Below are 23,086 nucleotides of genomic sequence, written 5' to 3' on the forward strand. Positions count from 1 at the left end.
GTCCGCTCCGGGCCTGCTCTGGTAGTTGCGCTGTTGGGAGCACCACGCACCGCACAACGGAGTTGTCAGGTGGCGTGTGACCGTGGAGAGTGCCGTTTCACTTCGGGGTCGCACCGGGTTCCGGATTCGCCGGCGGACGTTTGGCCTCGGGCGGCGCGGGGTCCGACTTATCCTTGTCGCCGTCGCCGCAACTCGTCCGACTGGGACAAGCTCCGCAGGAGGTTCCCGTGCTGCATTTCGACTCCGGCACCTTCGACGTCGCCGCAAGCACTTTGGGGTAGTCGCCACTGCTCCGCACGGACGCAAGGTCGACACTCTGGTTTGCGCGGGACTTCATCGCTTCGAGTTGACTCGGGGGTGTCTGCTCCAAACTGCGTTGCAGCAGCGCCAGTGACTCCGTGCAATCCCCAGTCCGCGCACGGACACACGCCAGGTCGAACAGCAGCGCCCCACTCACCTCATCGGCACTCGCCAGTCCCTCGATAGCCGATTGTGCGGCCGCTGTTTCTCCCAGCCGTGCCAGCGCCAAGCCCAAGAGCGCGCGTGTCTCGGGACTGCTCTGATCGGCGTTCAAGCCGCGCAGCAGGCCGGCCGCTTCCGCCTCCCGACCAGCGGCCAACTGCGTCCGCGCGCGACGCGCAACCGATGCTGCGGACGGTGCCCGGGTATGCAACTGCTCCGCCAGTGACAGCGCCTCGTCGAGGACTTGGTGCTCGATATAGTACGTGTGCAGACTTTCGGCGCGCGCGAGCCATGCGGCACCTTCGTAGCGGTCCAGTTCCGCCCGCAGCCGGATGACGCGCTGGAGTAACGTGGCCTGTTGCCGATAGGTCTCGCTGGTCGGCTCGGCCTTCGTGGCGGCAACGAAGGCGCGCAGGGCTCCGTCGAAGTCGCCCTTGGACAGCAGGGCAGCGCCTTTTTCGCTGAGCTGCTCGGGGGTATCCGCGGCCTGGGCGCCGGGCGCCAACAGCAGGAAGCCGACCAGCAAGAGGCCGCAGGTCCATCGCACTGTTTTCATGGTCGCATCTCCATCGAAATTCTCATCCTGCATTACCGGCCAGCGCCACCCACGGGCGGGACAGTTGATCGAGTTATGTACCAGTATAGCCATTTAGCGGGGGCCATGCCGCGGGGGGAGCGTTGCTGTTACGCAACGTCACAATCCGTGCGGGTATCACGAGATCCATCTATGTAGCCCGGAACCAGCCCCCCAAGTCCGGACACCCCCGGTCGCAAGTACTGAATTGCAGCATCATGGCGCCTGTTTCCCGGACGTTGCGAAGCGCCTGAAGCTGATTCCACCTGTTGTGCAAAGGCCGCCCAGGCACTGGTCGATATTCGTGGCGTGGAATCGTCTCCCCACATTTGGGAACCGGTGCCGGGTGCCCCCGCGGCGGGCAGTCCGCTGACGGGCAGTCACGCGAGCCGCTTCCGCTGGCTCAACCGGTCACGGCGGATCCTGCTCCTGTTGTCCGCGATCTGGGTGATCTCGATCTTCGATCTCGCATTCACGCTGAACGAGTATGGGACCGAAAAGTTCGTGGAGTTGAATCCCGTCGCGGACCGGGTGTTGGCGGGTCCGGTCCACCACGTCATGCTCTACAAATTCGGGCTGCTGGGTGTCGGCACCCTGATCCTGCTCGCGCTGCGCCGACACACCGTGGCGGAACTCGCCTGTTGGTTCCTGTTCACCTTCAAAGTTTATGTGGGCGTGCGCTGGTTCGCGTACTACGACTGCCTGCTGTACGACTACGTCAATCCATTCATCCGGGTGGTGGTACAGGACGACTGATTGCGCAGGGGCCGGTGCTGACGCCGCTCAGTGGCGGGACGCCGGATCGGCCTGCGTGGGGGGCGGGTTCAACATGATTGCCCGTTGCCCGAGCATACCGGTGAGAGCTGAAACTCGGCCCGGCAGCCCGGCCGGTCACAGCGAATCGACATGGTGGGAATTGCCCCGAACTCTTCGGGCGCCGTATTGAGCATGCCCAGCAACGTGGGCAACAGGGCGTGGGCAGCATGCACACAAAGCCCGGCGGGCAACGTGTACGCCACATGCAGCGGTTCCGCCACGCAGCCCGGGGCAGGACAATGCTCCACGTCGGGAGCCCGGACGGCCGCGATGCGCACGCAGCGGGTGCCGATCGGGTAGGCGGCGGATTCGGGTTGGGTCGGGCCAGCCACCGGCGCGCGGAGTGCGGAACCGTCCGAGGTGCCGGTTTGACCATCATGGCCCAAGTTCCGCGGGTCCGTGTCGAGCGTCCCACCCTGCTCCGCATCGAATACAACGATGTCCGCCCGCCGATCCATCGCCAGGTTGGCGAGTTCATCGGCGCGCGTATTCTGCTCGCGCCGCACATGGCGAATTGTCCAGCGGCCGGCCCGGATCAACCGCAACTGGACCTGCTCGAACAGCGGCGCGAGGCCCGGATTCTTCACGCGGTATTCGCCGGTCACCTGCTTCACCAGGAGTTCGCTGTCGGAATGCAGATCCACCGCCTGCACCCGGGCGGCGATGACGCGATCGAGGGCGCGGATCAGCGCGTGGTACTCGGCGGCGTTGTTGGTCTGGTGTCCCAGGAAATAACCCGCCTCGAAAAACTGCGTGCCGTCTTCGCGACGGATGACCACACCGGCCCCGGCGGGGCCCGGATTGCCGCGTGACCCGCCGTCGATGTGTACCTTGAGCGTCAAGTGGATCTCACTCGCATAACGGCGCGGGTGCCGCAAAACCGTGGCGGGATTGTAACCAGCGCGCTCCCAGGCACAAACTCCGGCGCAGCCGGCACGCTCCATCGAGCGGGTGCGGAGCCCTGCCACGACATCGCAAGGGATGAGTCGGCTGGGTTCCTGAAGGCCGTGCGGTGCGGCTTTCAGTTGCGCGGCATGTGCAGGATGCGTCCGCAGGCGTCGCAGCAAACGACATCCCCGCGACTCAGGAGGGCATTGACGCGTTCGGCCGCCAGACTCATGAAGCAGCCGCCACAACTGTACTCCTGGCGCCGCGGGTGCGCCTGCTCGACCTTGGCCATGGCCTCGCCGTCGTAACGCTCCGACAACCGTTCGAACAACTGGAGTGTTTGTGGATCGAGGTGCTCGGTCGCTTCTGCACGACGCTGTTCGAGGGCATCCAACCGGCTGCGGAACGAGCCGGCGGCCTGTTCATACTGGATCTGCAGGTTGTCGAGACGCGCCTTTTCCTGCTTGAGCCCCTCCTGGTGTTCGGCGTGCGCCTTCTTCTTGGCCTCGACTTCTTCCATCAGCTCGTAGCCGCGCGTTTCAAGACGGGTCTTGTCGGCTTTCTCGGTATTGAGCTGCGAAAGTATTGCGGCGTATTCCTTGTTCGTCCGGACGCTGTTGAGATTGTCGCGGAGCTTTGCCAGGTCGGCTTCGCGGGCCTTCAGACTCACATTCACCTGGTCCCATTGCACCTGCGCGTGCATCAGGTCTTCGCGCTCACTGGCGAGGGCGACTTCCGCCTCCTTGACCTTGTCGCGCTGTCGGCTGACGGCACGCTCCCGTCCGGCGAGTTGGCGCCGGATGTCCACGATCTGCAGCTCGATGTCCTGAAGGGCGAGCAAGGATTCGAGCACAGCGCCCATTCAGATCCTCCGGCGGGTCGGCTTCAAGTCGGTTCTTTCCAGTCCCGCATTATTGCGGCAGGCGCGCCGCAGGGCAAGCGTATCGCCGGTACGGACATTCGGACAGCCGGCCACCGCCTGCTCCCGCGCCACCGCCGCTACAATCTTCCCTCCGCACACTGCCAGGTACAATACCGGTGCTTCGTGAGGAACAACCATGCCTGCCAGCCGAATTCAACCGCTCCTGTTCATGGCTGCCATCGTCAGCGTGGCCGTCACCAGCCAGGCCGCCCGGGCGGATAACCCCGACCGGGATCGGCGGCGTTCACCCGTCGTGATCGTTTTCGAGAAGTGTCGCGACGCCGTCGTCAACATCAGCACGACCCGCGTGATCAGCTACCGTTCGCTGCGCGGGTCGGCCTTCGACAGCCCCTTCTACTTCGGCCTGCCACCGATCAATAACCGCCGCGTGCAGAGCGTCGGTTCGGGCGTGGTCGTGCATGAATCCGGCCTGATTGTGACCAACGCGCACGTGGTTGCCCAGGCCAGCGATGTCCGCATCACCTTCGCCGACGGCACGGAGCGCCCTGCTCGCCCCATCGCCGTCGACACGGAACATGATCTCGCCATTCTCAAGGTGGAGGCCCCCGGCCCGCTGGCGGTGCAACCCCTGGGTCGTAGCGATGACATCATGATCGGGGAGACCGTCATCGCCATCGGCAACCCCCTCGGCCTGCAACACACCGTCACGCAGGGCATCGTGAGCGCCCTCGATCGCACCCTCGAAATTTCGGAAGACGTCGTCCACCGTGGCCTGATCCAGACTGACGCCCCGATCAATCCCGGCAACTCGGGTGGTCCACTGCTCAACGTCAACGGCGAATTGATCGGCATCAACACCGCGATCCGTGGGGACGCGCAGAACATAGGTTTCGCCATCCCCGTGGACCGCCTGGGCGAATTGCTGCCGAACATGCTTGACATCGAACGCCGCCAGCGCGTCCGCCTGGGCCTCACGGTCGACGGTACCGCTGCGGTCGTGACCGCGGTGCGCTCGGAGAGTCCCGCCGCCGCAGCCGGGTTGCGCCCTGGTGATTGCCTGGTGGGTTTCAATGGACATCCCCTGCGAAACGGCATGGACTACTATGTGGCACTGCTCGACCAGCAGCCGGAGGCGGAGTTGCGGCTCGACGTCCGTCGTGGCGATGTGACCCGCGCCGTGACGGTCAAGCTGGAGGCCATTCCGCTACCGGACGGTGAACGGCTCGCGCGCGAGCTCTTTGGAGTGCTACTGGTAGAAGTGACACCGGACGTGCGGCGCCGGTTCGATTTACCCGCGTACGCGGGCCTGATCGTCGCGGAAGTGGAGCGCGGCAGCCCTGCCCAGTCCGCCCGGTTGCGGTCGTCGGATCTCATTCTGCGGGTGGAGCGGGTGCCCGTGACGAGTCTACAGGAACTCGGGCTCGTTCTAGAACAGGTCAAGCCCGGGGAGCGTCTGCGGATCGAAGGGCTGCGGATCGATGCCAACCCACCGTTCTTCTGGACCCTGATGATGCCGACGCGCTCCACGGTGCCACGATCGTAAACCTCCGTGCGCTGCGCCACGGGCTCGCCGCCTCCGCGGTGCGGTGCTAAACTGGATGCGGACCCGCACGTGCTTGACCAGGCGGTTACCTACGGACCCGCGGTCGGCGCAGACGGGTGCGCCGGGGGCTTTGATACGCGAGGAGTCGCGCTCATGATCTTCGGTGAAGAGGACTCACAGGCCCGCGGGCCGCAATCGAACCCTCAGCAGCAGATCCGCCTGGATATGAACCAGATGGACACCCTCTACGCGAATTTCTTCGCGCTGGCGGGTTCGGCAGAGGAGCTGGTGATTTACCTGGGCGCCAACTCGCCGCTGCCCAACGTCACCCAGCCGGTTATCAAGGTCTCGCACCGCCTGATGCTGCTGCCGGCCAATGCCAAGCGGCTGCTGCTCGCCCTGCAACAAGCCGTCAAGGCCCACGAAGACCGATTCGGCCCCATCGAGCTGCCGCCGCCGCAGCGTCCACCGGGTTCCAACTCGTAGTCCCCGAGCGGAGTCGTCGATCTCGTGTGGAAGCTGTTGAAGACGTTGTTTTCCCCCGAGTTGATCGCGCTGGGGGTGCGCGACTTGCGGGCTCACAAGCTGCGTTCCCTGCTGACGGCCCTGGGGGTGATCTTCGGAGTGGCGGCCGTGATCTGCATGCTGAGCATCGGGGAGGGCGCTTCCGCCGATCAACTCCAACAGATTCGCATGCTCGGCAGCCAGAACATCATTCTGCGCAGCGTGGAGCCGCCGCGGTCAGATTCCGTCACCGAGGCGCAGGACGCGATTCAGAAGTTCGGGCTGACCCGAACGGACGTCACGCGACTGCGGGCCCTGGCCCATGTGGAAGACATCGTGCTGATGCGCGATGTCGCGGACGAAGTCGTGGCCGGCGCACGCCAGTACGCAAGTGCCGTACTCGGAACCACGGAGAACTTCTTCCGGATCGTCAATATCGAGGTTGCCCGCGGGCGTCCACTGACTTCGCTGGACAGCGAACAGCGCGACAAGGTGTGCGTCATCGGCCGGGACGTGGCCGACAATCTTTTCCCGAATGCGGATCCCCTGGGACAAACCGTAGCCGTACAGAGCCGGACCACCGGTTCCGTGCCGTACACGGTCGTGGGCGTGTTGGCGGGCGTGCGGACGGCGGGCAATCCCGCCAAGGGGCTGGCGGCGCGGAACATCAATCGGGACGTCTACATTCCGCTCGGCACGGCTGACCTGCGCTACGGCGACTGGCGGGTAACGTTTCGCGGCTTCTCGCGCGAGATCAAGGATGTGCAATTCAGCGATGTGTACCTGCACATCGAGCCGGAGGAGCAGGTCCTGCCGGTGTCGCGGCTGGTCGATCGCACACTTCAGATCGGCCGCAATGCGCAGGATTTCGCCATGACTGTGCCGCTCGAACTTCTGCAGCAGGCGGAGCAGGCGAAGCGCAATCGGCAGATCGTGCTCGGCAGCATCGCGGGCATTTCGCTGCTAGTGGGTGGCATCGGCATCATGAACATCATGCTCGCCTCGGTGACGGAGCGCACCCGCGAAATCGGCATCCGTCGCGCGTTGGGGGCGAAGCGTCACCACATCACCGCGCAGTTTCTCGTGCAGACGATGATCCTGAGTGTGCTCGGCGGCGTGCTCGGCATCATCCTGGGCATCGCGCTCGCGTTCCTGGTGACGCAGATCGCCGAGTGGGAAACGATCATTCCATTGTGGGGAGTGCTGCTCAGCTTCGGCGTGTCCGCCTTCATCGGGATCGTCTTCGGTCTTTATCCGGCCCGGGCGGCAGCCCGGCTCGATCCGATCGAGGCACTCAACTCCGCCGCCCGTGTCGCGTGACCGCCCGCTTGCTGATCTACCGTGATGGTGCGCTCGACGGGCCCACGAACATGGCCCGTGATGAGCACCTGCTCTACGCCGAGCACGCCCGTCCCGCGGCGCTGCGGATCTACGGCTGGAACCCACCGACCCTCTCCCTCGGCTACTTTCAGCCACACGCCGCGCTCGCCGAGTTGCCACCCGAGGTGCGCGCTCTCACGACCGTGCGCCGGCTTACCGGCGGGGGCGCGATCCTGCATGATTGCGAGATCACCTACTGCCTGGCCCTCGACGCGACCCAACCCCTGGCCCGCCAAGCCCCCATCGCGCTTTACACCCACGTGCATGCGTGCTGGCGGGCTGCTTTGGGCGCCGACGGCATCAAGACCGAGCTCGCGCCCGAGAGTTTTCCGCTGCCGACTCCGCGCACGGGTCCGTTCTTCTGTTTTGCCAAACCCGGACGCACCGACCTGCTCGTGGGCTCGGACAAACTGCTCGGCAGCGCGCAGCGCCGCGTCACCGGCCGAGTCCTGCAACATGGCTCGCTCCTGCTCACGCAGCGCTTCGCGGCGCATCCGGGTGCGGATCTCGGAACACCCGCACCGGAGCAGGTGAATCGCTGGACCGAGCGCTTCATCTCGGAACTGGCAACCATCCTCGGCCTCCCGACGGCAGCAGCCACCTGGCGCCCTGAAGACCTCGCAGATATTGCTCTCCGGCGGGTGCGATATACGGATCCGGCCTGGGTCACCCGCCGGTAAACACACGACCGCGATCAGCGCTGGCTGCGCAAGACACGAATGCGGCCGTCCACCGCGGTACGCAGGGGTGAATCGGGCTGGATGTTGCGCCGGGTCTGTTCGAGGATGCGAATGGCATCGTTCCGCCGACCCACGGCTGCCAGCGTTTCGGCGTAGTTGAGGCCCGTGCGCGGATCACTCGGCATCAATTCGTAGGCCCGTCGGGCATGCTGGAGCGCCCGCTCCGGGGCGACGGACACCAGCAGGTACCCAAGATTCGCGTGCGTCATCCAGTCATTCGGATCCTGTTCAAGCACTTGCTCGTACGCACCACGGGCTTCCGCAGTTCGACCCAGGCCCTGGTAAATCTGCCCCAGCGCACGGCGCGCAGACAGGTCCGTCGGATGCGCAGCCACCACGCGCTCCAGCGGCTCGCGTCCGAGTTCCGGCCGACCCAGGTCCAGCATCAACAAGCCATACGCGCGCAGCGCCACCCAATCCTCTGGCTCGACCGCGAGGCGGGCCTCGAGTGCGGCGCGCCGCGCGGTGGTCTCCGCGTCGGTTCCCCCGATCAGGTCGACCAACTTGCGGGCGTCACGATTCTCGGGATTCAACACGAGAGCCGTCTCTGCATCGCGTGCTGCCGCCTCGAGGTCGCCGAGCAGGGCCCAAGTCCGCGCCCGTGCGAGCAGACCACCCGTATTCGCCGGATCGACCTCGAGCGCCCGGTTGCAATGCTGCAGCGCCAGCCGCAGCAACTGAATCCGCTCCTCGCTGCCGGGGCGCGTCAGTGTCTCCGCGCGATCGAGCAGTGTCTCCGCGTGCCCGACATTCAGATGCAAACCCTGGGGCCAGTTCGCGACATCACGCTCGAACAGTGTCGCGTTGTCCACCCAATCCGAGTTGCGCAAGACGGTGCGCAGCCCGAACGTGGCGATGAGCAGGGTACCGAGTGTCGCGAGCAGCCGCGCACGATGGGCCAATGGCCGGCCGGGCGCGCACTGGTGTCGCCAGAACGCAACGGCTCCGGCCGCAAAAAGGATCAGCACCGGTACCGAGAGCCAGTACACCAACCGCTCGGCGACGGTCACACCGATCAGCAGGACCGTGTTTGAAATGAGGGCGTAGCTGGCGAGCGTCAACGCCACGAGGACGGCGATCAGTCGCCATAACCCGTCTTTTCGCAGATAGCCGGCGAGACCGATCAGCAGGGCGACCGTGGTCCCCAGGCCCACCGCGGTCATGGCATTGAAACCGGCCTGCGGATCGACGATCGCGACACCGTAGTCGCTGCTCAGTTTCGCCGGGGCGATCAGCAGCCGGGTGTAATGGCCCAGGATGGTGAACGCGGCGAGAACGCGCTCCGGCCACTGCGCATCGACCAGCGGGTTGAACCAGTGGGTGGGTGGGTGCTCACGCAGCAGGCGGTACTCGAGCGCGATGAACCGTAGTGGGAAATAGACCACCAGTGGCAGCACCAGCACGCCAACCTGCCGTGCCCACCAATCCAGGCGCGGGCGTGCCACACGGGTGTGATGATGCAGCACGAGGACGGCCAGGGCGACATAGCAAACAGCCGTCTCCTTGGCGAGCAGCGCAAGCAGGAAGAACGGGGCCGCAGCGAAACCGCGGCGCACACTCGGCGCCTGTCCGGGGGGCAGCAGCACCACGAGGCCCGCGAGCAGGAACAGCGCGGTGAGCACTTCAGCCCGACCGACGATGTTCGCCACCGCTTCAACATGCACTGGATGTACGGCAAAAAGTACGGCCGCGAGGGCCGCGATAGTGGCGTCTCCTGTCAATCGTCGCGCAAACCACCAGACCAACCCACACACGGTCGCGTGCAGCACTACGTTCAGCAGGTGAAAGCCGAACGGCCGCAATCCACCGACCGCATGGTTCAAGACGAAGGTGAAAACGGTCAACGGACGGTAGAGCCAGTCGCGACGGGGGGCGATGTCCGAGCGACCCTCGGGAGGATACCACCAGTCGCGCAGCCAAATCTCGCGCGCGGCCAGGTGCTGCTGCGTACGCGGGTGCTCCTCGATGATCGGCTTGTCGTCGTAGGTGAAGCCGTTGCCGAGGGAATTGAGGTAGCAGAGCACGCCCAGGGCGACGGCCAGCCACGGTGATCGCAGTCGGCGCAGCCAGACTGCTGGCTTGCCGGCCGATTCCGACAGCGGCTCAGCGGCTCTTCTGCCCATCGACCACCGTCACGTTGTTGTAGTGCAGCAACGTGCCCTTGGCCTTTTCGAGCTGAACGAGCGCGATGTTGTACTCGATGATGACTTGCAGCAGCGTGGACCGCCGGGCGGCCAGGTTTTCGACCGCGGTCAGCTCGGTTTGGAGATAATTCGGATCGAGCTGGGCCGTCCGCGCCTGCAGCGCCCGCAGGTTCGCGACCGCCGCCTGCACCGAGCCCAGGGCGGGCGGCAACTGCGAATACCGTACGGTCAGCGTGCGCACGCTCTGGTTCACTTCTTCCACGATGAAATCGACGATCTGATTCAGCGCCACGACCGACTGTGCTTCCTGGTGGCGGGCGCGCTGGTGCGCGGCGCGCGCCCGGCGCTCGCCGAAGTTGTAGGCGAACTGCACACCGACGGAGTAAGAGATGAACCGGTTGGTCGTCAGGTTGTCAAACGAGTTATCCGCCGTGCCGCCCATCCCCTGGACCTGATAGGTGAAGTTAAGGTCGAGCTGCGGCAGGATCGCGTTTTTCGCGGCCGACGTACTGATACGCGCCTGTTCAATGCGCTCACGCGCCTGGCGGATCTCGCTGCGCTCGTCGATGGCCGTACGCACCTCGGCGAAGTGATCCAGCAGCATCGGAGAAACATACGGGACCTCGGTCGGCAATAACTCGATGTCCGCTGCCAGGGTGAGTTCGGGATCGTTCATGAGGTTCTTCAACCGGTCCTCAGCGTCCTTGACCAGCTTCACGGCCTCGAGGAACTGCACTTCCGAAGTGCGCCAGCTCGAGGTGGCATTCTGCACCTCAACTTCGGTTGCATCGTGCGGCAGGCGCTCGACCATGTTCTCCTTGGTCACGAAATTCTGCGCGACCGTTTCCGCCAGGATGCTTACGCGGCGGCGGGCCTGGGCAAGCTGCCAGTAGGCCTGCTCGACTTCGAACAGGGTGTCCCGCACCCGCTGGATGAACTGCTCACGACTGACGTTGTAGTCCCGTCGGGCGATCTCGATCTGCGCGCGGTTCAGATCCAGTCCGAAGCCGCGCATCAGCGGTTGCCGCAACTGCGCGGTGAAGGTCGTATCGTAGGTGGGGTTCATGGACTGGAACTGCGCCGGCAGGTTCGTGCTGGACCGCGCCTGACCCAGCGCGACCGACGCCTGCGCCCCGGTCGGTAGTAGTTGTCGGAACCCGGCCTCAATGGAACGCGTATCCGCCTGCCCGGCGGCGAAGGTCTGCGCCGTCGGTTGGTCGCGCAGGGCATACGCGGTATCGAGATAGAACTCGACGTCGAAACGCGCCTCCGCCTCGACGATCTGCGTCTGGCTGATCGCGGGGGTGTACGCTTCGATCCGAATCCCGTAATTGTGCTCCAGGGTTCGCAGGAGGCATTCCGCCAGACTGAGCGGCCGAGCCGTCCCGGGCCGGTCGAGTTTCTGCAGGTACTCTTCCGACTTCTGCACCACACGCTCGAACATCTGCACGATCCGTTGATCGCGGCGGCCGGCCTGGTCGTCCCGTAGGCGTTCCAGCCGCACGCGAAAAACTTCGCGGGCTTCGGCCGGATCGGGCAGTTCAAACAGCACCTCGGTGGGGCGCGGGACGTAATCGACCTGCGGCTGCACAAGCAGCGCCTCGCGCGGGCCCAAGGCCTCCTGCCAGGTAACCGGAACGGCCACCGGAGCCCGGGCGGGCCGCCGCGCGGTCTCTGCCGGCGCGTGCTGCGCGTGTTCGCTCAGCATGCGATCACGGTACGCCGCGATCGATCCGTCGAGCTCGGTCGGTTGAGATTGCTGGCATCCCAGCAGCAGCAGTGCGGCGGCAACGGTTGCAAGACGCATCCAGCTCATACCCTCTGCCTTTGCTTCCCGTGGTTATGCGACGTACCGGCCGCCCAAGCTGCGGTGCCCACAGCCGGCTGATCCGCGCGGGCCACGAATCGTGGGGCAATGATAGAGAGCCGCGCGCGCGCGTGTCAAACGGACCACGTTGTGTCGCCCGGGGGCTGTAACACACCGTGTGGACGCTTGGGAACACCCGCGGAACCGCCGGAGGGCCTTGTGAACGGGCGGCCGGATCGTCCCTTCCGGCCTGCGAGCGGCAATTTGTCGATCGTTGTCCATCGCCCGCGCAGTACCGTCGGGTGCATGGTAGAATGGCGCGATTGCGCGGCAGTGGTATGGCAAGCCGCGCGGGGTTCAGGACGGGTTTGATGTCGGCAAGACAACAGGATGGCACTCCACCTGCGGGCGGATTCCTCCACCGCCTCCGCGTGGCCGTTCCGGTGCTCGGCGCCGCTGTCGCACTGGTCGTGCTGGTGGCCTGGATTCCGGGACAGCAGGCGGAGGTCGTCGCCACAGCGCGACCACCGGTGAACGTAGACGTGCTGACGGTGGTGCGGGAGCGCGATTTCCCGGACAGCTTCGAGTTGACCGGCATCGTGGCCCCCAACGCGGTGGTGCGGGTCTCGTCGGAAATACCCGCACGCGTGGAGCGCTGGGCACCACGCAGCACCGAACCCCATGCGCCGCCGCTGATCGAAGGCGATTTCGTCATCGCGGGTCAGCCCCTGGTCTATCTGAACGACGAGCTACTGCGGGCCCGTCTCGCGCGGACCCAGGCGCAGTTCGAGTTCGACGACCGTGAGTTCCGCCGTCTGCAGGATCTGTACGAGCGCCGTTCCACCTCCCCCACCGAACTCGACGATGCCCGCACCCGCCGTGATATCGCCGCCGCCGACCTCGCTGAAGCCGAGCGGGCCCTCGACCGGGCCACCCTCTATGCTCCGCGCAGCGGCGTGCTCAACAAGTTGCCGCTCGAACCTGGTGAGTATGCCAACATCGGTGATTTCGTCGCCGAGATCGTCGAGATCGACCCCGTTCGCATTCTCGTCGATGTGCCGGAACGAGAAGTCGGCTGGTTCTCAACCGGCGGCCCGGCCACCCTGCTCGGCCTGCCCTCCGACGTCATACCCACGGCCCGCATCGTCTACATCGATGCGCTGGCCACCCCGGAGACCCGCACGACCCGCATGGAATTGCTGCTGCCGAACCCCACAGGACGGTTGCGCAGCGGGCAGATCGTCCGCGTGCAGCTCACCCGCCGCGTCCTGGACGAAGTGGTCATGATCCCACTCGCGAGCGTGATTCCTTTCCATGACGCCCGCATCGTCTTCGTGGTTGAGGATGGTGTCGCCATCCGCCGCACCGTCGAACTCGGCTTCATCAAGGGCACACGCGTGCAGATCCTGGCCGGCTTGAACGGCGGCGAGGCACTGATCGTCCGCGGCCACCGCTACGTGGGGCCGGACCAGCCGGTGCAGATCACCGCGACGCACCCCGCGCCGACGGAACGGGGCGAACCGGCGACGGAATGGGTCGGGAGTGCGGCGCCGTGATTCTGTCCGATGCCGCGCTCTACAACCGTACGACCGTCGGCGTCCTCACGCTGCTGATCTTCGTATTCGGCTTGCAGGCCTACATCGGACTGCCGCGTGAGGCGTCGCCGGACGTGCCTGTTCCGGTCATCATCGTTTCAACACCCTATGAGGGGGTTGCGCCCGCCGACATCGAAACGGCCGTCACGCTCAAGATCGAGAAGGAGCTGGCCGGTCTGAAGGGTGTCAAGCAAATGACCTCGACGAGCGCGGAGGGGCTCTCGACCATCGCCATCGAGTTCCTGCCCGACGTGCTCGTCGACGACGCGATGCAGTACGTACGCGACCGGGTGGATCGCGCACGGCGGGATGTGCCGGACACCGCGGAAGAAACCACGATCACGGAGGTCAGCTTCGCCGACTTTCCGATCATGATGATCAATCTTTCGGGGTCGTTACCGCCGCTGCAACTCAAGGAGCTCGCCGACGCCCTCGAGGAAGAACTCGAAGCCATCCCCGGAGTGCTCAGTGTCGAGATTCTCGGGGCCCCGGAGCGCGAGATTCGCATCGAGACGGATCAGGATCGCCTGGCGGCTTATGATCTGACGCTCAGCGAGATTCTGGGCCTTGTACCGGCCGAAAACGTCAACATCTCGGCGGGTGGACTGGCGACACCCGGCGTGCGGTTCAATGTCCGCGTGCCGGCCGAGTTCGTCGATCCGGGTGATGTGGACGGATTGATGCTCGCCATCCGCGACGGCCGGCCGATCTACCTGACCGACGTCGCGCAAATCCGTGATACTTACAAGGATCGCACCCAGTTCTCGCGCCTCAACGGGCAGGACACCGTCACGCTGACGGTGCAGAAGCGCGTCGGTGCGAACATCCTCGAAATCGCCGGCCGCGTGCGCGCCGTGCTGGCCGAATTCGAGCGCCTGGCCCCGCCCGGCATCTCCGTCGCGGTGACGCTCGACCAGTCTCAGGATGTCGAAGCGATGGTGCGCGACCTCGAAAACAGTCTGCTCTCCGGCATGCTGCTCGTGGTCGTGGTGCTGGTGCTGGTCATGGGATGGCGGCCGGCCCTGGTCGTCACCACGGCCATTCCCGCGGCCATGCTGCTCAGCTTCATCGTCATCGACTTGCTGGGCTACACGCTCAACATGATCGTGCTTTTCAGTCTCATCATGGCGGTCGGCATGCTGGTCGACAACGCGATCGTGATCGTGGAGAACATCGACCGACACTACGCCTTGGGCGGGCAGCGTTTGCAGGCGGCCCTGATCGGCACACGCGAGGTCGCCTGGCCCGTCATCACCTCGACCTTCACGACGGTGGCGGCTTTTGCGCCCATGGTGTTCTGGCCGGGCATCATGGGTGGGTTTATGAAGTACCTTCCCATCACGCTGATCATCGTGCTGCTCAGTTCGCTGTTGATCGCGCTGGTCATCACGCCGGTGCTGAGCGCTCTCCTCGCACGGGCGCCGCGGCGGCGTACCGGACAGGAGCCGCTTCTGTTGCGCACCTACCGCCGGGTCCTCTCCGGCGTACTGGGCTACCGCATGACCACGATTCTCACCGTGCTGCTGGTGCTGGTGGCGATTGCCATGCTCTACACCAAACGCGACTACGGCGTGGAGCTGTTTCCGGAATTCGACCCGCGGCGGGGCAGCATCAGTGTCCGGACGCCGCAGGGCACCAATGTTGCCGAGGTCGATGCACTCGTGCGGGAGATCGAGAGACGGCTCGAACCTTTCGCGGCCGACCTCGTCAATGTCGTGGCGAACGTTGGCTTCAGCGGCGGCGGCGCGGATTTCGGGAGCACTTCCGGCGAGCATCTCGCGAATATCACACTGATCTTCCACGAGTACGAGCACCGTCCGCGCCCCTCGGCCGAGGCCCTCGCCGAAATCCGCACGGCCCTCGCCGATCTCAGCGGTGCCGAAATCCGTGTTGAGAAGGAAGAGGAAGGACCGCCCACCGGCGCCGCCGTCACGGTGCGCATCAGCGGCCGCGACTTCGCATTGCTGGAGGAATTGAGCGAGACCGCCCGCACCCGGATTGATAACGTGCCCGGCCTGGTGAACCTGCGGAGCGATCACGAGAAGGCCCGCCCGGAGCTGGCCTTCCGCGTGGACCGGCAGCGGGCCATGCTGCTCGGTGTGAACACCGCGATTGTGGGGAATTTTCTCAAGACCGCGGTTTTCGGTTCGGAGGTCGGCAAATACCGGCAGTTCAACGACGAGTATGACATCACCATCCGCCTGCCCGAGGCGCAGCGCACCCAGATCGATGATCTTTTCCGGCTACGGGTTCCCAACCTGCGGGGCGCTTCGATTCCCCTCAGCTCGCTCGGGGAGTTCGAGTATACCGGCGGCTTCGGCACGATCCGCCGTATCGACCAGCGCCGCGTCATCAGTCTTCTGGGGGATGCCGAAGGCCGTCTCTCCACCGACGTGCTCGCGGACGTCCAGCAGGCCCTGGAGCCCTTCGTCGCGTCGCTTCCGCCGGGCTACCGCCTCGACTATGCCGGTGAGAAGGAGGAGCAGGACAAGGCGGCGGCCTTCCTGTCCCAGGCGTTCCTGCTCGCCGTCTTCCTGATCCTGCTGATTCTCGTCGCGCAATTCAACACGCTGATTGTCCCGTTCATCATTCTCATGACGGTGGTGCTCTCGCTCATCGGCGTCTTCGCCGGCCTGCTGATCAACCATATGCCCTTCGGCATCATCATGACCGGGGTCGGGGTCATCAGTCTGGCGGGCGTCGTCGTCAACAACGCCATCGTGCTGCTCGCCTACACGCGCCAGCTCCAGGCCGAGGGGATCGCGCTGGTCGCTGCTGCGATACAAGCCGGGGCCACGCGCCTGCGGCCGGTGCTGCTGACGGCGGTGACGACGATTCTGGGCCTGATCCCAATGGCCGTCGGGATCAGTTTCGACTTCCGCGAACTTTCCTGGAACCTGCGGAGCGAGTCGAGTCAATGGTGGGCCAGCATGGCGATCGCGGTCATCTACGGGCTCGCCTTCGCGACGCTGCTCACACTGGTGGTCGTGCCAACGCTCTATGTCATGCTGATGCGTGCCACACATTTTCTCCGGCGGCTGTCCGGGGGCACACCGGACGCCGTCCACGGGCCGACTTCCGGTTGACATCGGGCGGCCCACCACAGCCCACTCCCACCGGTTCGCGTGCGCCCGCCACAATGTGCTATTATTCCTCGTTTCGCCACCGTGGTGTGGCGAACATCCTGATGCCTTCGGCCCTGGATCACCCGGCGCATGCCACCGTCACCACGTTCCAAGCCGGCTCCCGCCGCCGGACGGTCCGGCTCTTCTCCTGCACCGAGCGCGGTTCGACCCACTGCCGCCGGGTCGGCTGCTACGCCCACCAGCGGTTCCGTGCGCTGGCTCACCATTCGTGGTGCGCGACAGAATAACCTGCGCAACATCGACGTCGGATTTCCGCTGGGGCGCTTTACCTGTGTGACCGGGGTTTCGGGTTCCGGCAAGAGCTCGCTGGTCAACGAAATTCTGTACAAGGTTCTCGCCCGGGAACTCAACGCCGCGACTTCGCTCGAACCTGGTCTGCACACGGCCGTGGAGGGGAAAGACGCCCTCGACAAAGTCATCGCGATTGACCAGACGCCTATCGGTCGCACACCGCGCTCGAATCCCGCGACCTATATCAAGGTCTTTGACGAGATTCGCGCGCTTTTCACCAAGCTGCCCGATGCCAAGCTGCGCGGTTACAAGCCCGGCCGCTTCAGCTTCAACGTGCCCGCCGCACGCGGGGGCGGCCGGTGTGAGGCCTGCGAAGGCAATGGCGCAAATCGAATCGAGATGGACTTCCTCGCCGATGTCTGGGTGACCTGCCCCGTGTGCGAGGGACAGCGCTTCAACCATGCGACACTCCAGGTGCGGCACAAGGGCAAGTCCATCGCCGATGTGCTGCATATGGAGGTCGCGGAGGCCCTCGCGCACTTCGAGAACGTGCCGCGCATTCGCGGCATGCTCCAGACGCTGCATGACGTCGGCCTGGACTACCTCCAGCTTGGTCAGGCCAGCACCACGCTCTCCGGCGGCGAGGCCCAGCGCATCAAGCTCGCGCGTGAACTCGTCAAGAAACCCACCGGGGGTACGCTCTATGTGCTCGACGAACCCACCACCGGCCTGCACTTCGCCGATATCCGCCGCCTGCTCGCCGTTCTGCACGGTTTCGTCGACGCCGGCAACACCGTCGTCGTGATTGAGCATAATCTTGACGTCGTCAAGACGGCCGACTGGGTCATTGATCTCGGTCCGGAGGGCGGTGAAGGCGGCGGCCACATCGTCATCACCGGCACCCCCGAAGACGTGGCCCATTGCGCTGCCTCCGACACGGGCCGCGCACTCCGCTCGGTGCTATGGCCGGACCGCTATCCCCCCGAGAGCACGTCCGCTCCGGATTCGGCCGCAGCACCTCGATCGCCTGCACCGCCCGCACATACCGCCGTCACGGTCGTCGGCGCGCGGCAGCACAATCTGCGCGACCTCTCCGTATCGTTCCCCCGCGAGCGCTTGACTGTCTGCACCGGCGTCTCCGGTTCCGGCAAGACCAGCTTCGCCATCGACACGGTCTTTACCGAGGGCTACCGCCGGTACGTCGAATCCCTGTCCGCCTATGCCCGCCAGTTCCTCGGCCAACTCGCCAAGCCGCGCGTCGAGCATGTGGAGGGGCTTTCACCCGCAATCTGCATCGAGCAGCGCAGCGCCGGCAAGAGCCCGCGTTCGACGGTCGGCACCGTTACCGAAATTTATGACTACATGCGGGTTCTCTGGGCCCGGGCCGGGCGGCGCTATTGCCCGAAGTGCGCCGTTCCCATCGGCACGCAAACCGCGGACGAGATCGTCGAGCGCGTGCTGCAGTTCGGCGAACGCACACCCATCATCATCCTGGCAGCCGTGCAACTCGGAGATGGGGAGACGTATGCCGGCCTGTTCCAGCGGCTCAAAGCATCGGGCTACACGCGCGTCCGCATCGACGGCGAGATCGTCCTGACCGCCCAGGCCACCACCCTCGATGCACGCCGCAAGCACCGCGTCGAGATCGTGGTCGACCGCACCGTGGTTCGCCAGGCCGGTCGCAGTCGCCTCGCAGAGAGCATCGAACATGCTTTGGCCCTCGGCAACGGCCTGCTCACGCTGCTGGTGGAAGCGGTCGAAACGCACGAACCGCACGATGACACGGCCCCTGACACGGAAACCGTCCCGGGGGACGGGACAGCGGCGCCGGTGGCGTACCGAGTGCAACAGACGCCCGCGCGCGAGTTCCTCTTCTCGCAACGGCTGGTTTGTACGCGCTGTGGCACCAGCTACGAGGAGATCGGTCCGAATCACTACAGCTTCAACAGCCAACTCGGCTGGTGCGAGACCTGTGAGGGTCTCGGCGTACAGCGCGGCGCCCCCGCCGCCGCCATCATCCCACACCCTGAGCGCTCCCTGTTCGATGGGGCCGTCGCCGGCTGGTCGAAGATCGGCCCCGGCACTCCGCTCGGCCGACTGCTGGTCGCGCTGTGCGGTACGCTGGGGGTCCCACCCCAGACCCCGCTGTCCGAGTGGACTCCTGCGCAGAAGCGCGCCTTACTCTTCGGGACGGCCGGCTCGGGCGGCGGAGCGCGCGGCTGGATCGACGCCGACGGTGATGGCCTCCGCTTCCGTTGGAACGGGTTCTTCCCCACGATCGATGCGGCCACGCGCAACTCGTGGTCATTCCGCTTCAAGCTGCGGAATATCGTGACGGAGATTCCCTGCGTCACCTGCCACGGCGGGCGCCTGCGACCCGAATCCGCCGCGACGCGACTCGGACACGCAGGCACCGGTCGCACCATCGTCGAAATCTGTGACCTGCCACTGAATGCGGTTGCGTCATTTTTCCGCGACCTTGACCTGACACGCGAGGAGCGGCAGATTGCGGGCGAGCTGCTGAAGGAGATTCACGACCGGTTGCATTTCCTGATCGACGTCGGGCTTGATTATCTCACGCTGCACCGGGCCGCACCGACGCTCTCCGGCGGCGAGGCCCAGCGCATCCGCCTCGCGAGCCAGATCGGCAGTGGGCTTTCCGGCGTGCTTTACGTACTCGACGAACCCACCATCGGTCTCCATCCACGCGATACCGGGCGACTCGTAAGAGCGTTGCTGCGCTTGCGCGATCTCGGCAATACGTTGCTGCTCGTCGAGCACGACCGCGACGTGATCGCCAGCGCCGACCGCCTGCTCGATTTCGGCCCGCGCGCCGGCAGCTTCGGCGGACGCATCGTGGCACAAGGCACCCCGGCCGAACTGGCTCGGCCGCCGTCCCCTGGCACGGGCGTTGAGCCCGAGGGGGAGGAGCTCTCCTCGCTTACGCGGGCCTACCTCAACGGCGAGGCGGCGATCGCTATTCCCACGAACCGCCGACCCGTCCCCGCCACGGGTGCCCCGGAGGTTCGCCCTGCGGCAGCGCCGGGCGCCAGGCGCCCCCAACGCCCGCGCGGCAGCCAGACAGCACGCCGGCCGGTTCGCGCTGCCTTGCGCCGGCCACTGCCCCAGCCGTTGGATCCAGCCGAACCCGCCGGCTGGCTGGTGGTACGGGGAGCACGCCAGCACAATCTGGCGAACATTACCATGGAGATCCCCCTTGGTCGCTTCGTCTGCGTAACCGGCGTTTCCGGCTCCGGCAAGAGTTCGCTGGTCAACGATATTCTCTGGCCCGCGCTCGCCAACCGCTTGCAGCGCGCCGGCCTCACCGTCGGCGAACACGACGAACTGCTCGGTAGCGAGCACCTCGACAAGGTCATCAACGTCGACCAGTTGCCTATCGGCAGCACGCCTTCCAGCAATCCAGCCACGTACACCGGTGTGTTCGACTGGATTCGTGAGCTCTTTGCCCGCCTTCCCGACTCCAAGGTTCGCGGCTACACCGCCAACCGCTTCAGTTTCAACCGCCCCGGTGGACGTTGTGAAGCTTGTCAGGGGTATGGCCAGCGCTGCATCGAGATGCATTTCATGCCTGACGTCTGGGTCGAGTGCGAGACCTGTCGCGGACGTCGCTACAACCCCGAAACCCTCGAAGTTCGCTACAAGGGTCGTACCATTGCCGACGTGCTCGAATTGCGCGTCGCCGAAGCGCTCGAGATGTTCGCAAACGTGCCACGCATCCGCCGCATGCTGCAAACGCTCGCGGATGTCGGGCTCGACTACGTGCAACTCGGCCAGTCCGCGACCACCCTGTCCGGAGGCGAAGCCCAGCGCGTCAAACTCGCTACGGAGCTCGGTAAGCCGGACACCGGCCGAACACTCTATATTCTCGACGAGCCCACCACCGGCCTCCATTTCGACGATGTGCGCAAGCTGCTGACGGTGATGCAGCGCCTGGTCGACCTCGGCAACTCGGTCTTGGTCGTCGAGCACAATCTCGATGTCCTCAAGTGCGCCGACTGGATCATCGATCTCGGTCCCGAAGCCGGCATCGGTGGAGGCCGCCTTGTCGCCGCCGGCCCCCCTGAGACTCTCATCGCCAGCACCACCAGCCATACGGCCGCCGCCCTCGCGCCCGTGCTCGCGGCTGGACCCCATGCGGAACGCGAAGTTTACGATCCTGCCACCCACGCCGCGGAGACCCTCGCCGCGGAGCGTGCCGGCCTCGGCAGGATCGGCACCGAAGTGCGCATGCCGTGGCAGGTCGATGGCCGCAAGTGGCACCTCGAACAACGCAGCAGCCGATCCGAGCGCCCGCGGCGTTGGGAACCGTCCGCCCTCGCACTGGTGATCGAGCTTGTGGAGCGGGAAGGACGGCGTCTCCGCCGGCCGGGTACGGCGAGTATTTTCACCGAGACCCATTGGGGCGAACGCGCCAGCGTTGAAGTCACAGCCGTCGAGGCACCGGTTTGGTTCCTTCACGCGCTGACCGGCGGCGAGTGGCTCGTCGAGCTCTACTTCCGATCCGCACCCGGGGTCTTTCACGCCGCCACGCTGAATGCCGAACTCGGTCTCAAGACACTCGACGAACGCACCGACCTGGAAACCTACGGCGATTGGCCGAGAGTGGACGTCCGTCCCCGGCGCGACGGGTACGACGCGGTGGTCGTGTACGTGCATGACCGCAAGGAGATCGACACGCCCGCGTTCCGCCGCTTCATTCGCACAGCGGTGCAGGCCTACGCCGACCTGTTGACCGCTTCTGGCGTATAACGGGCTGCCATTCGCCCGGTGTGGCCCTGTCCAATCAGACCCGGGGCGGTTACCGTTTCGCACCAGCGTCCAACTTTCGCATTCTGCCCTGAAGATCGCCCTGCGAGGTCGTGTCATGCGCCATTTGCTTGCTCTCGCCGCCAGTACCACGTTGGTGACACTCGGCCTGGGGGGGTGCCCCACCCCCGCGCCGTTCGTGGCCCCGGAGCTGCCCGCTGGAATCGCCTTCGTCGTCAACCACGACTTCCTGTTTGCCCAGTTCGCGGATACTCCGGACGACACCACTACACCGATCACCGACGCAGGCCGGCTTGTCGGTTGCTGGGCACGTGTCCGGCTCAACAACATTGTTTCCGGTTCCAGCACTACGGTGGACGTCTACGAAGCCCTGCGCTTCCGCAGCAACGGCACCGTGCGTCAGGAGTCTCTGCTTTCCAACGGTGCCACCGGCGTCCAGGTTCTTCTGATTTCTGAAGGAACGTACACGTTGGATGCCGCCGGCGTGCTCACGATCGCGATGACGACATTTGCTGGCAACAACCCGCGTACGGGTGCCATAGAGCCGATTCCGGCAGCACAACCGACCAGCACCACGGCCACACTGCTCGGCACCACCGGTGCCCTGTTCTTCGGTACAACGGACGACGCCGGCAATCCTGCAAGCAGCGGCTTCGGCACATTCACTTGCCAGGACTGACGCTCCGGCCAGGTCAGAGCAACACACGGGGGGCATCACTGGTTGGGATTTGCGGAGCGGGTTGTCGCTCACGATACCACGCATTCCGCGCACCAGGCGTACAATCACGGCATCATGATCGATGCTCTCTGCCGTCGTGCCTTCTTCCAGTTCGAGTTCCCGGTCCATTACCTGCAGAAGCCGCCGCGGGTGGATGGCCATGTCCGCAAGTGGAATCTGCGTTATCTCGCACCGCCCCTTGTGGAGATCGAGGGTACGCCCCCCATCGCGGACGTTTACTGGGGCTGGAACGAAGATGGCTTCTACGCTGCCTTCCAAGTCACCCAGCGGCGCACGAAACCCCGTTGCGATCTCGACTCCTGGTGGAAAGGCGACGGCCTCCGCCTCTGCATCGACACGCGCGATACCCGCGACCTGAAACGCGCCACCCGTTTCTGCCACTTTTTCTACCTGCTGCCGCTCGGCGGCGGCAACCGTGGCCTGCAGCCGGTCGTGGGTACCCATCGCATGAGCCGGGCCAAAGAGCCGCCACCGCCCGTCGATGTGCGGCAAGTCCGCGTGGCGGCACATGTCGAGCGCACGGGCTACGAACTGGAAATCGCGATCCCCGCGAGTTGCCTGAACGGTTGGGACCCCGCCGAGCACCCTCGCATTGGCCTGTTTTATAAGATCAAAGATACCGAACGTGGCAGCCAGCACCTCACCGTGGACGACGAACTGGGCTGGAACGTGGACCCCAGCACCTGGGGTACCGGTGTCCTGAGCCGCTCCGTGTAAGGATCGCAACGCCTGCAACCCCACACTGGACGTAAAAAGTGCGAGGGCTCCTCCGCCGGATTGTCATTCCACCACTGATTACCGTGCGCGATACCGGTCCCTTGTTGTGTCCCGCGGGGCAAGATTTTT

General features: G+C 65.3%; 15 protein-coding genes. 10 read left to right on the plus strand and 5 right to left on the minus strand.

Annotated elements, in window-relative coordinates; genetic code table 11:
• Positions 1 to 97: 97 nt before the first annotated feature.
• Positions 98 to 1,018 carry a hypothetical protein gene (locus IPM18_06075; protein MBK9119155.1) on the minus strand — a complete coding sequence of 307 codons (921 nt, stop codon included), beginning with the start codon at positions 1,016 to 1,018 and terminating at the stop codon, positions 98 to 100.
• A gap of 327 nt (positions 1,019 to 1,345) precedes the next feature.
• Between IPM18_06075 and IPM18_06080 the strand changes: the two genes are divergently transcribed.
• The gene (locus IPM18_06080) at positions 1,346 to 1,792 is read left to right on the plus strand and encodes a hypothetical protein (protein MBK9119156.1); all 447 of its coding nucleotides are present in this window, start codon (positions 1,346 to 1,348) and stop codon (positions 1,790 to 1,792) included.
• Between the two features lie 68 nt (positions 1,793 to 1,860).
• On the opposite strand, the gene IPM18_06085 is transcribed toward IPM18_06080, so the two are convergent.
• Both IPM18_06085 and IPM18_06090 read right to left on the minus strand, forming a co-directional pair.
• Positions 1,861 to 2,694: a ribonuclease HI family protein gene (locus IPM18_06085; protein MBK9119157.1), complete on the minus strand. Its 834-nt coding sequence runs from the start codon at positions 2,692 to 2,694 to the stop codon at positions 1,861 to 1,863.
• 179 nt (positions 2,695 to 2,873) lie between these two features.
• On the minus strand, positions 2,874 to 3,602 hold the full coding sequence (locus tag IPM18_06090) for a hypothetical protein (GenBank protein ID MBK9119158.1): 729 nt from the start codon (positions 3,600 to 3,602) through the stop codon (positions 2,874 to 2,876).
• A 196-nt stretch (positions 3,603 to 3,798) separates the two neighbouring features.
• Between IPM18_06090 and IPM18_06095 the strand changes: the two genes are divergently transcribed.
• The 4 genes from IPM18_06095 to IPM18_06110 all read left to right on the plus strand — a co-directional run bounded on the left by IPM18_06095 (position 3,799) and on the right by IPM18_06110 (position 7,730).
• Positions 3,799 to 5,166: a trypsin-like peptidase domain-containing protein gene (locus IPM18_06095; protein MBK9119159.1), complete on the plus strand. Its 1,368-nt coding sequence runs from the start codon at positions 3,799 to 3,801 to the stop codon at positions 5,164 to 5,166.
• Between the two features lie 153 nt (positions 5,167 to 5,319).
• Complete coding sequence (locus tag IPM18_06100) at positions 5,320 to 5,652, plus strand: DUF3467 domain-containing protein (protein MBK9119160.1); 333 nt, start codon at positions 5,320 to 5,322, stop codon at positions 5,650 to 5,652.
• Positions 5,653 to 5,676: 24 nt separating this feature from the next.
• Positions 5,677 to 6,990 carry an ABC transporter permease gene (locus IPM18_06105; protein ID MBK9119161.1) on the plus strand — a complete coding sequence of 438 codons (1,314 nt, stop codon included), beginning with the start codon at positions 5,677 to 5,679 and terminating at the stop codon, positions 6,988 to 6,990.
• Entirely contained in the window at positions 6,987 to 7,730 is a 744-nt protein-coding gene (locus IPM18_06110; GenBank protein MBK9119162.1) for a hypothetical protein, read from the plus strand. The genes IPM18_06105 and IPM18_06110 overlap by 4 nt, the downstream gene beginning before the upstream one ends.
• A 14-nt stretch (positions 7,731 to 7,744) precedes the next feature.
• Here IPM18_06110 and IPM18_06115 read toward each other — a convergent pair whose 3' ends face one another.
• Complete coding sequence (locus tag IPM18_06115) at positions 7,745 to 9,913, minus strand: tetratricopeptide repeat protein (GenBank protein ID MBK9119163.1); 2,169 nt, start codon at positions 9,911 to 9,913, stop codon at positions 7,745 to 7,747.
• Entirely contained in the window at positions 9,894 to 11,750 is a 1,857-nt protein-coding gene (locus IPM18_06120; GenBank protein MBK9119164.1) for a TolC family protein, read from the minus strand. The genes IPM18_06115 and IPM18_06120 overlap by 20 nt, the downstream gene beginning before the upstream one ends.
• 362 nt (positions 11,751 to 12,112) lie before the next feature.
• Here IPM18_06120 and IPM18_06125 point away from each other — a divergent pair, with 362 nt between their 5' ends.
• From IPM18_06125 to IPM18_06145, 5 genes are all read left to right on the plus strand, one after another.
• Positions 12,113 to 13,297 carry an efflux RND transporter periplasmic adaptor subunit gene (locus IPM18_06125; protein MBK9119165.1) on the plus strand — a complete coding sequence of 395 codons (1,185 nt, stop codon included), beginning with the start codon at positions 12,113 to 12,115 and terminating at the stop codon, positions 13,295 to 13,297.
• Positions 13,294 to 16,422, plus strand: coding sequence for an efflux RND transporter permease subunit (locus IPM18_06130; GenBank protein MBK9119166.1), 3,129 nt, complete (start codon positions 13,294 to 13,296; stop codon positions 16,420 to 16,422). The genes IPM18_06125 and IPM18_06130 overlap by 4 nt, the downstream gene beginning before the upstream one ends.
• Positions 16,423 to 16,551: 129 nt before the next feature.
• Positions 16,552 to 21,483 carry an ATP-binding cassette domain-containing protein gene (locus tag IPM18_06135; protein ID MBK9119167.1) on the plus strand — a complete coding sequence of 1,644 codons (4,932 nt, stop codon included), beginning with the start codon at positions 16,552 to 16,554 and terminating at the stop codon, positions 21,481 to 21,483.
• Positions 21,484 to 21,598: 115 nt separating this feature from the next.
• The gene (locus IPM18_06140) at positions 21,599 to 22,180 is read left to right on the plus strand and encodes a hypothetical protein (protein ID MBK9119168.1); all 582 of its coding nucleotides are present in this window, start codon (positions 21,599 to 21,601) and stop codon (positions 22,178 to 22,180) included.
• Positions 22,181 to 22,294: 114 nt separating this feature from the next.
• Positions 22,295 to 22,957 (plus strand): hypothetical protein, encoded by a 663-nt coding sequence (locus tag IPM18_06145; protein ID MBK9119169.1) that lies wholly within the window; start codon positions 22,295 to 22,297, stop codon positions 22,955 to 22,957.
• The last annotated feature ends 129 nt before the right edge of the window (positions 22,958 to 23,086 follow it).

The organism is Phycisphaerales bacterium, assembly GCA_016716475.1.
Classification (GTDB): Bacteria; Planctomycetota; Phycisphaerae; order UBA1845; family Fen-1342; genus JADJWG01.

Bases quoted from the DNA above. Each gene is read 5' to 3' on its own strand.
- IPM18_06090 (MBK9119158.1), bottom strand. From the start codon at position 3,602: ATGGGCGCTGTGCTCGAATCCTTGCTCGCCCTTCAGGACATCGAGCTG.
- IPM18_06115 (MBK9119163.1), bottom strand. From the start codon at position 9,913: ATGGGCAGAAGAGCCGCTGAGCCGCTGTCGGAATCGGCCGGCAAGCCA.
- IPM18_06120 (MBK9119164.1), bottom strand. From the start codon at position 11,750: ATGAGCTGGATGCGTCTTGCAACCGTTGCCGCCGCACTGCTGCTGCTG.
- IPM18_06075 (MBK9119155.1), bottom strand. From the start codon at position 1,018: ATGAAAACAGTGCGATGGACCTGCGGCCTCTTGCTGGTCGGCTTCCTG.
- IPM18_06100 (MBK9119160.1), top strand. From the start codon at position 5,320: ATGATCTTCGGTGAAGAGGACTCACAGGCCCGCGGGCCGCAATCGAAC.
- IPM18_06125 (MBK9119165.1), top strand. From the start codon at position 12,113: ATGTCGGCAAGACAACAGGATGGCACTCCACCTGCGGGCGGATTCCTC.
- IPM18_06095 (MBK9119159.1), top strand. From the start codon at position 3,799: ATGCCTGCCAGCCGAATTCAACCGCTCCTGTTCATGGCTGCCATCGTC.
- IPM18_06135 (MBK9119167.1), top strand. From the start codon at position 16,552: ATGCCACCGTCACCACGTTCCAAGCCGGCTCCCGCCGCCGGACGGTCC.
- IPM18_06140 (MBK9119168.1), top strand. From the start codon at position 21,599: ATGCGCCATTTGCTTGCTCTCGCCGCCAGTACCACGTTGGTGACACTC.
- IPM18_06145 (MBK9119169.1), top strand. From the start codon at position 22,295: ATGATCGATGCTCTCTGCCGTCGTGCCTTCTTCCAGTTCGAGTTCCCG.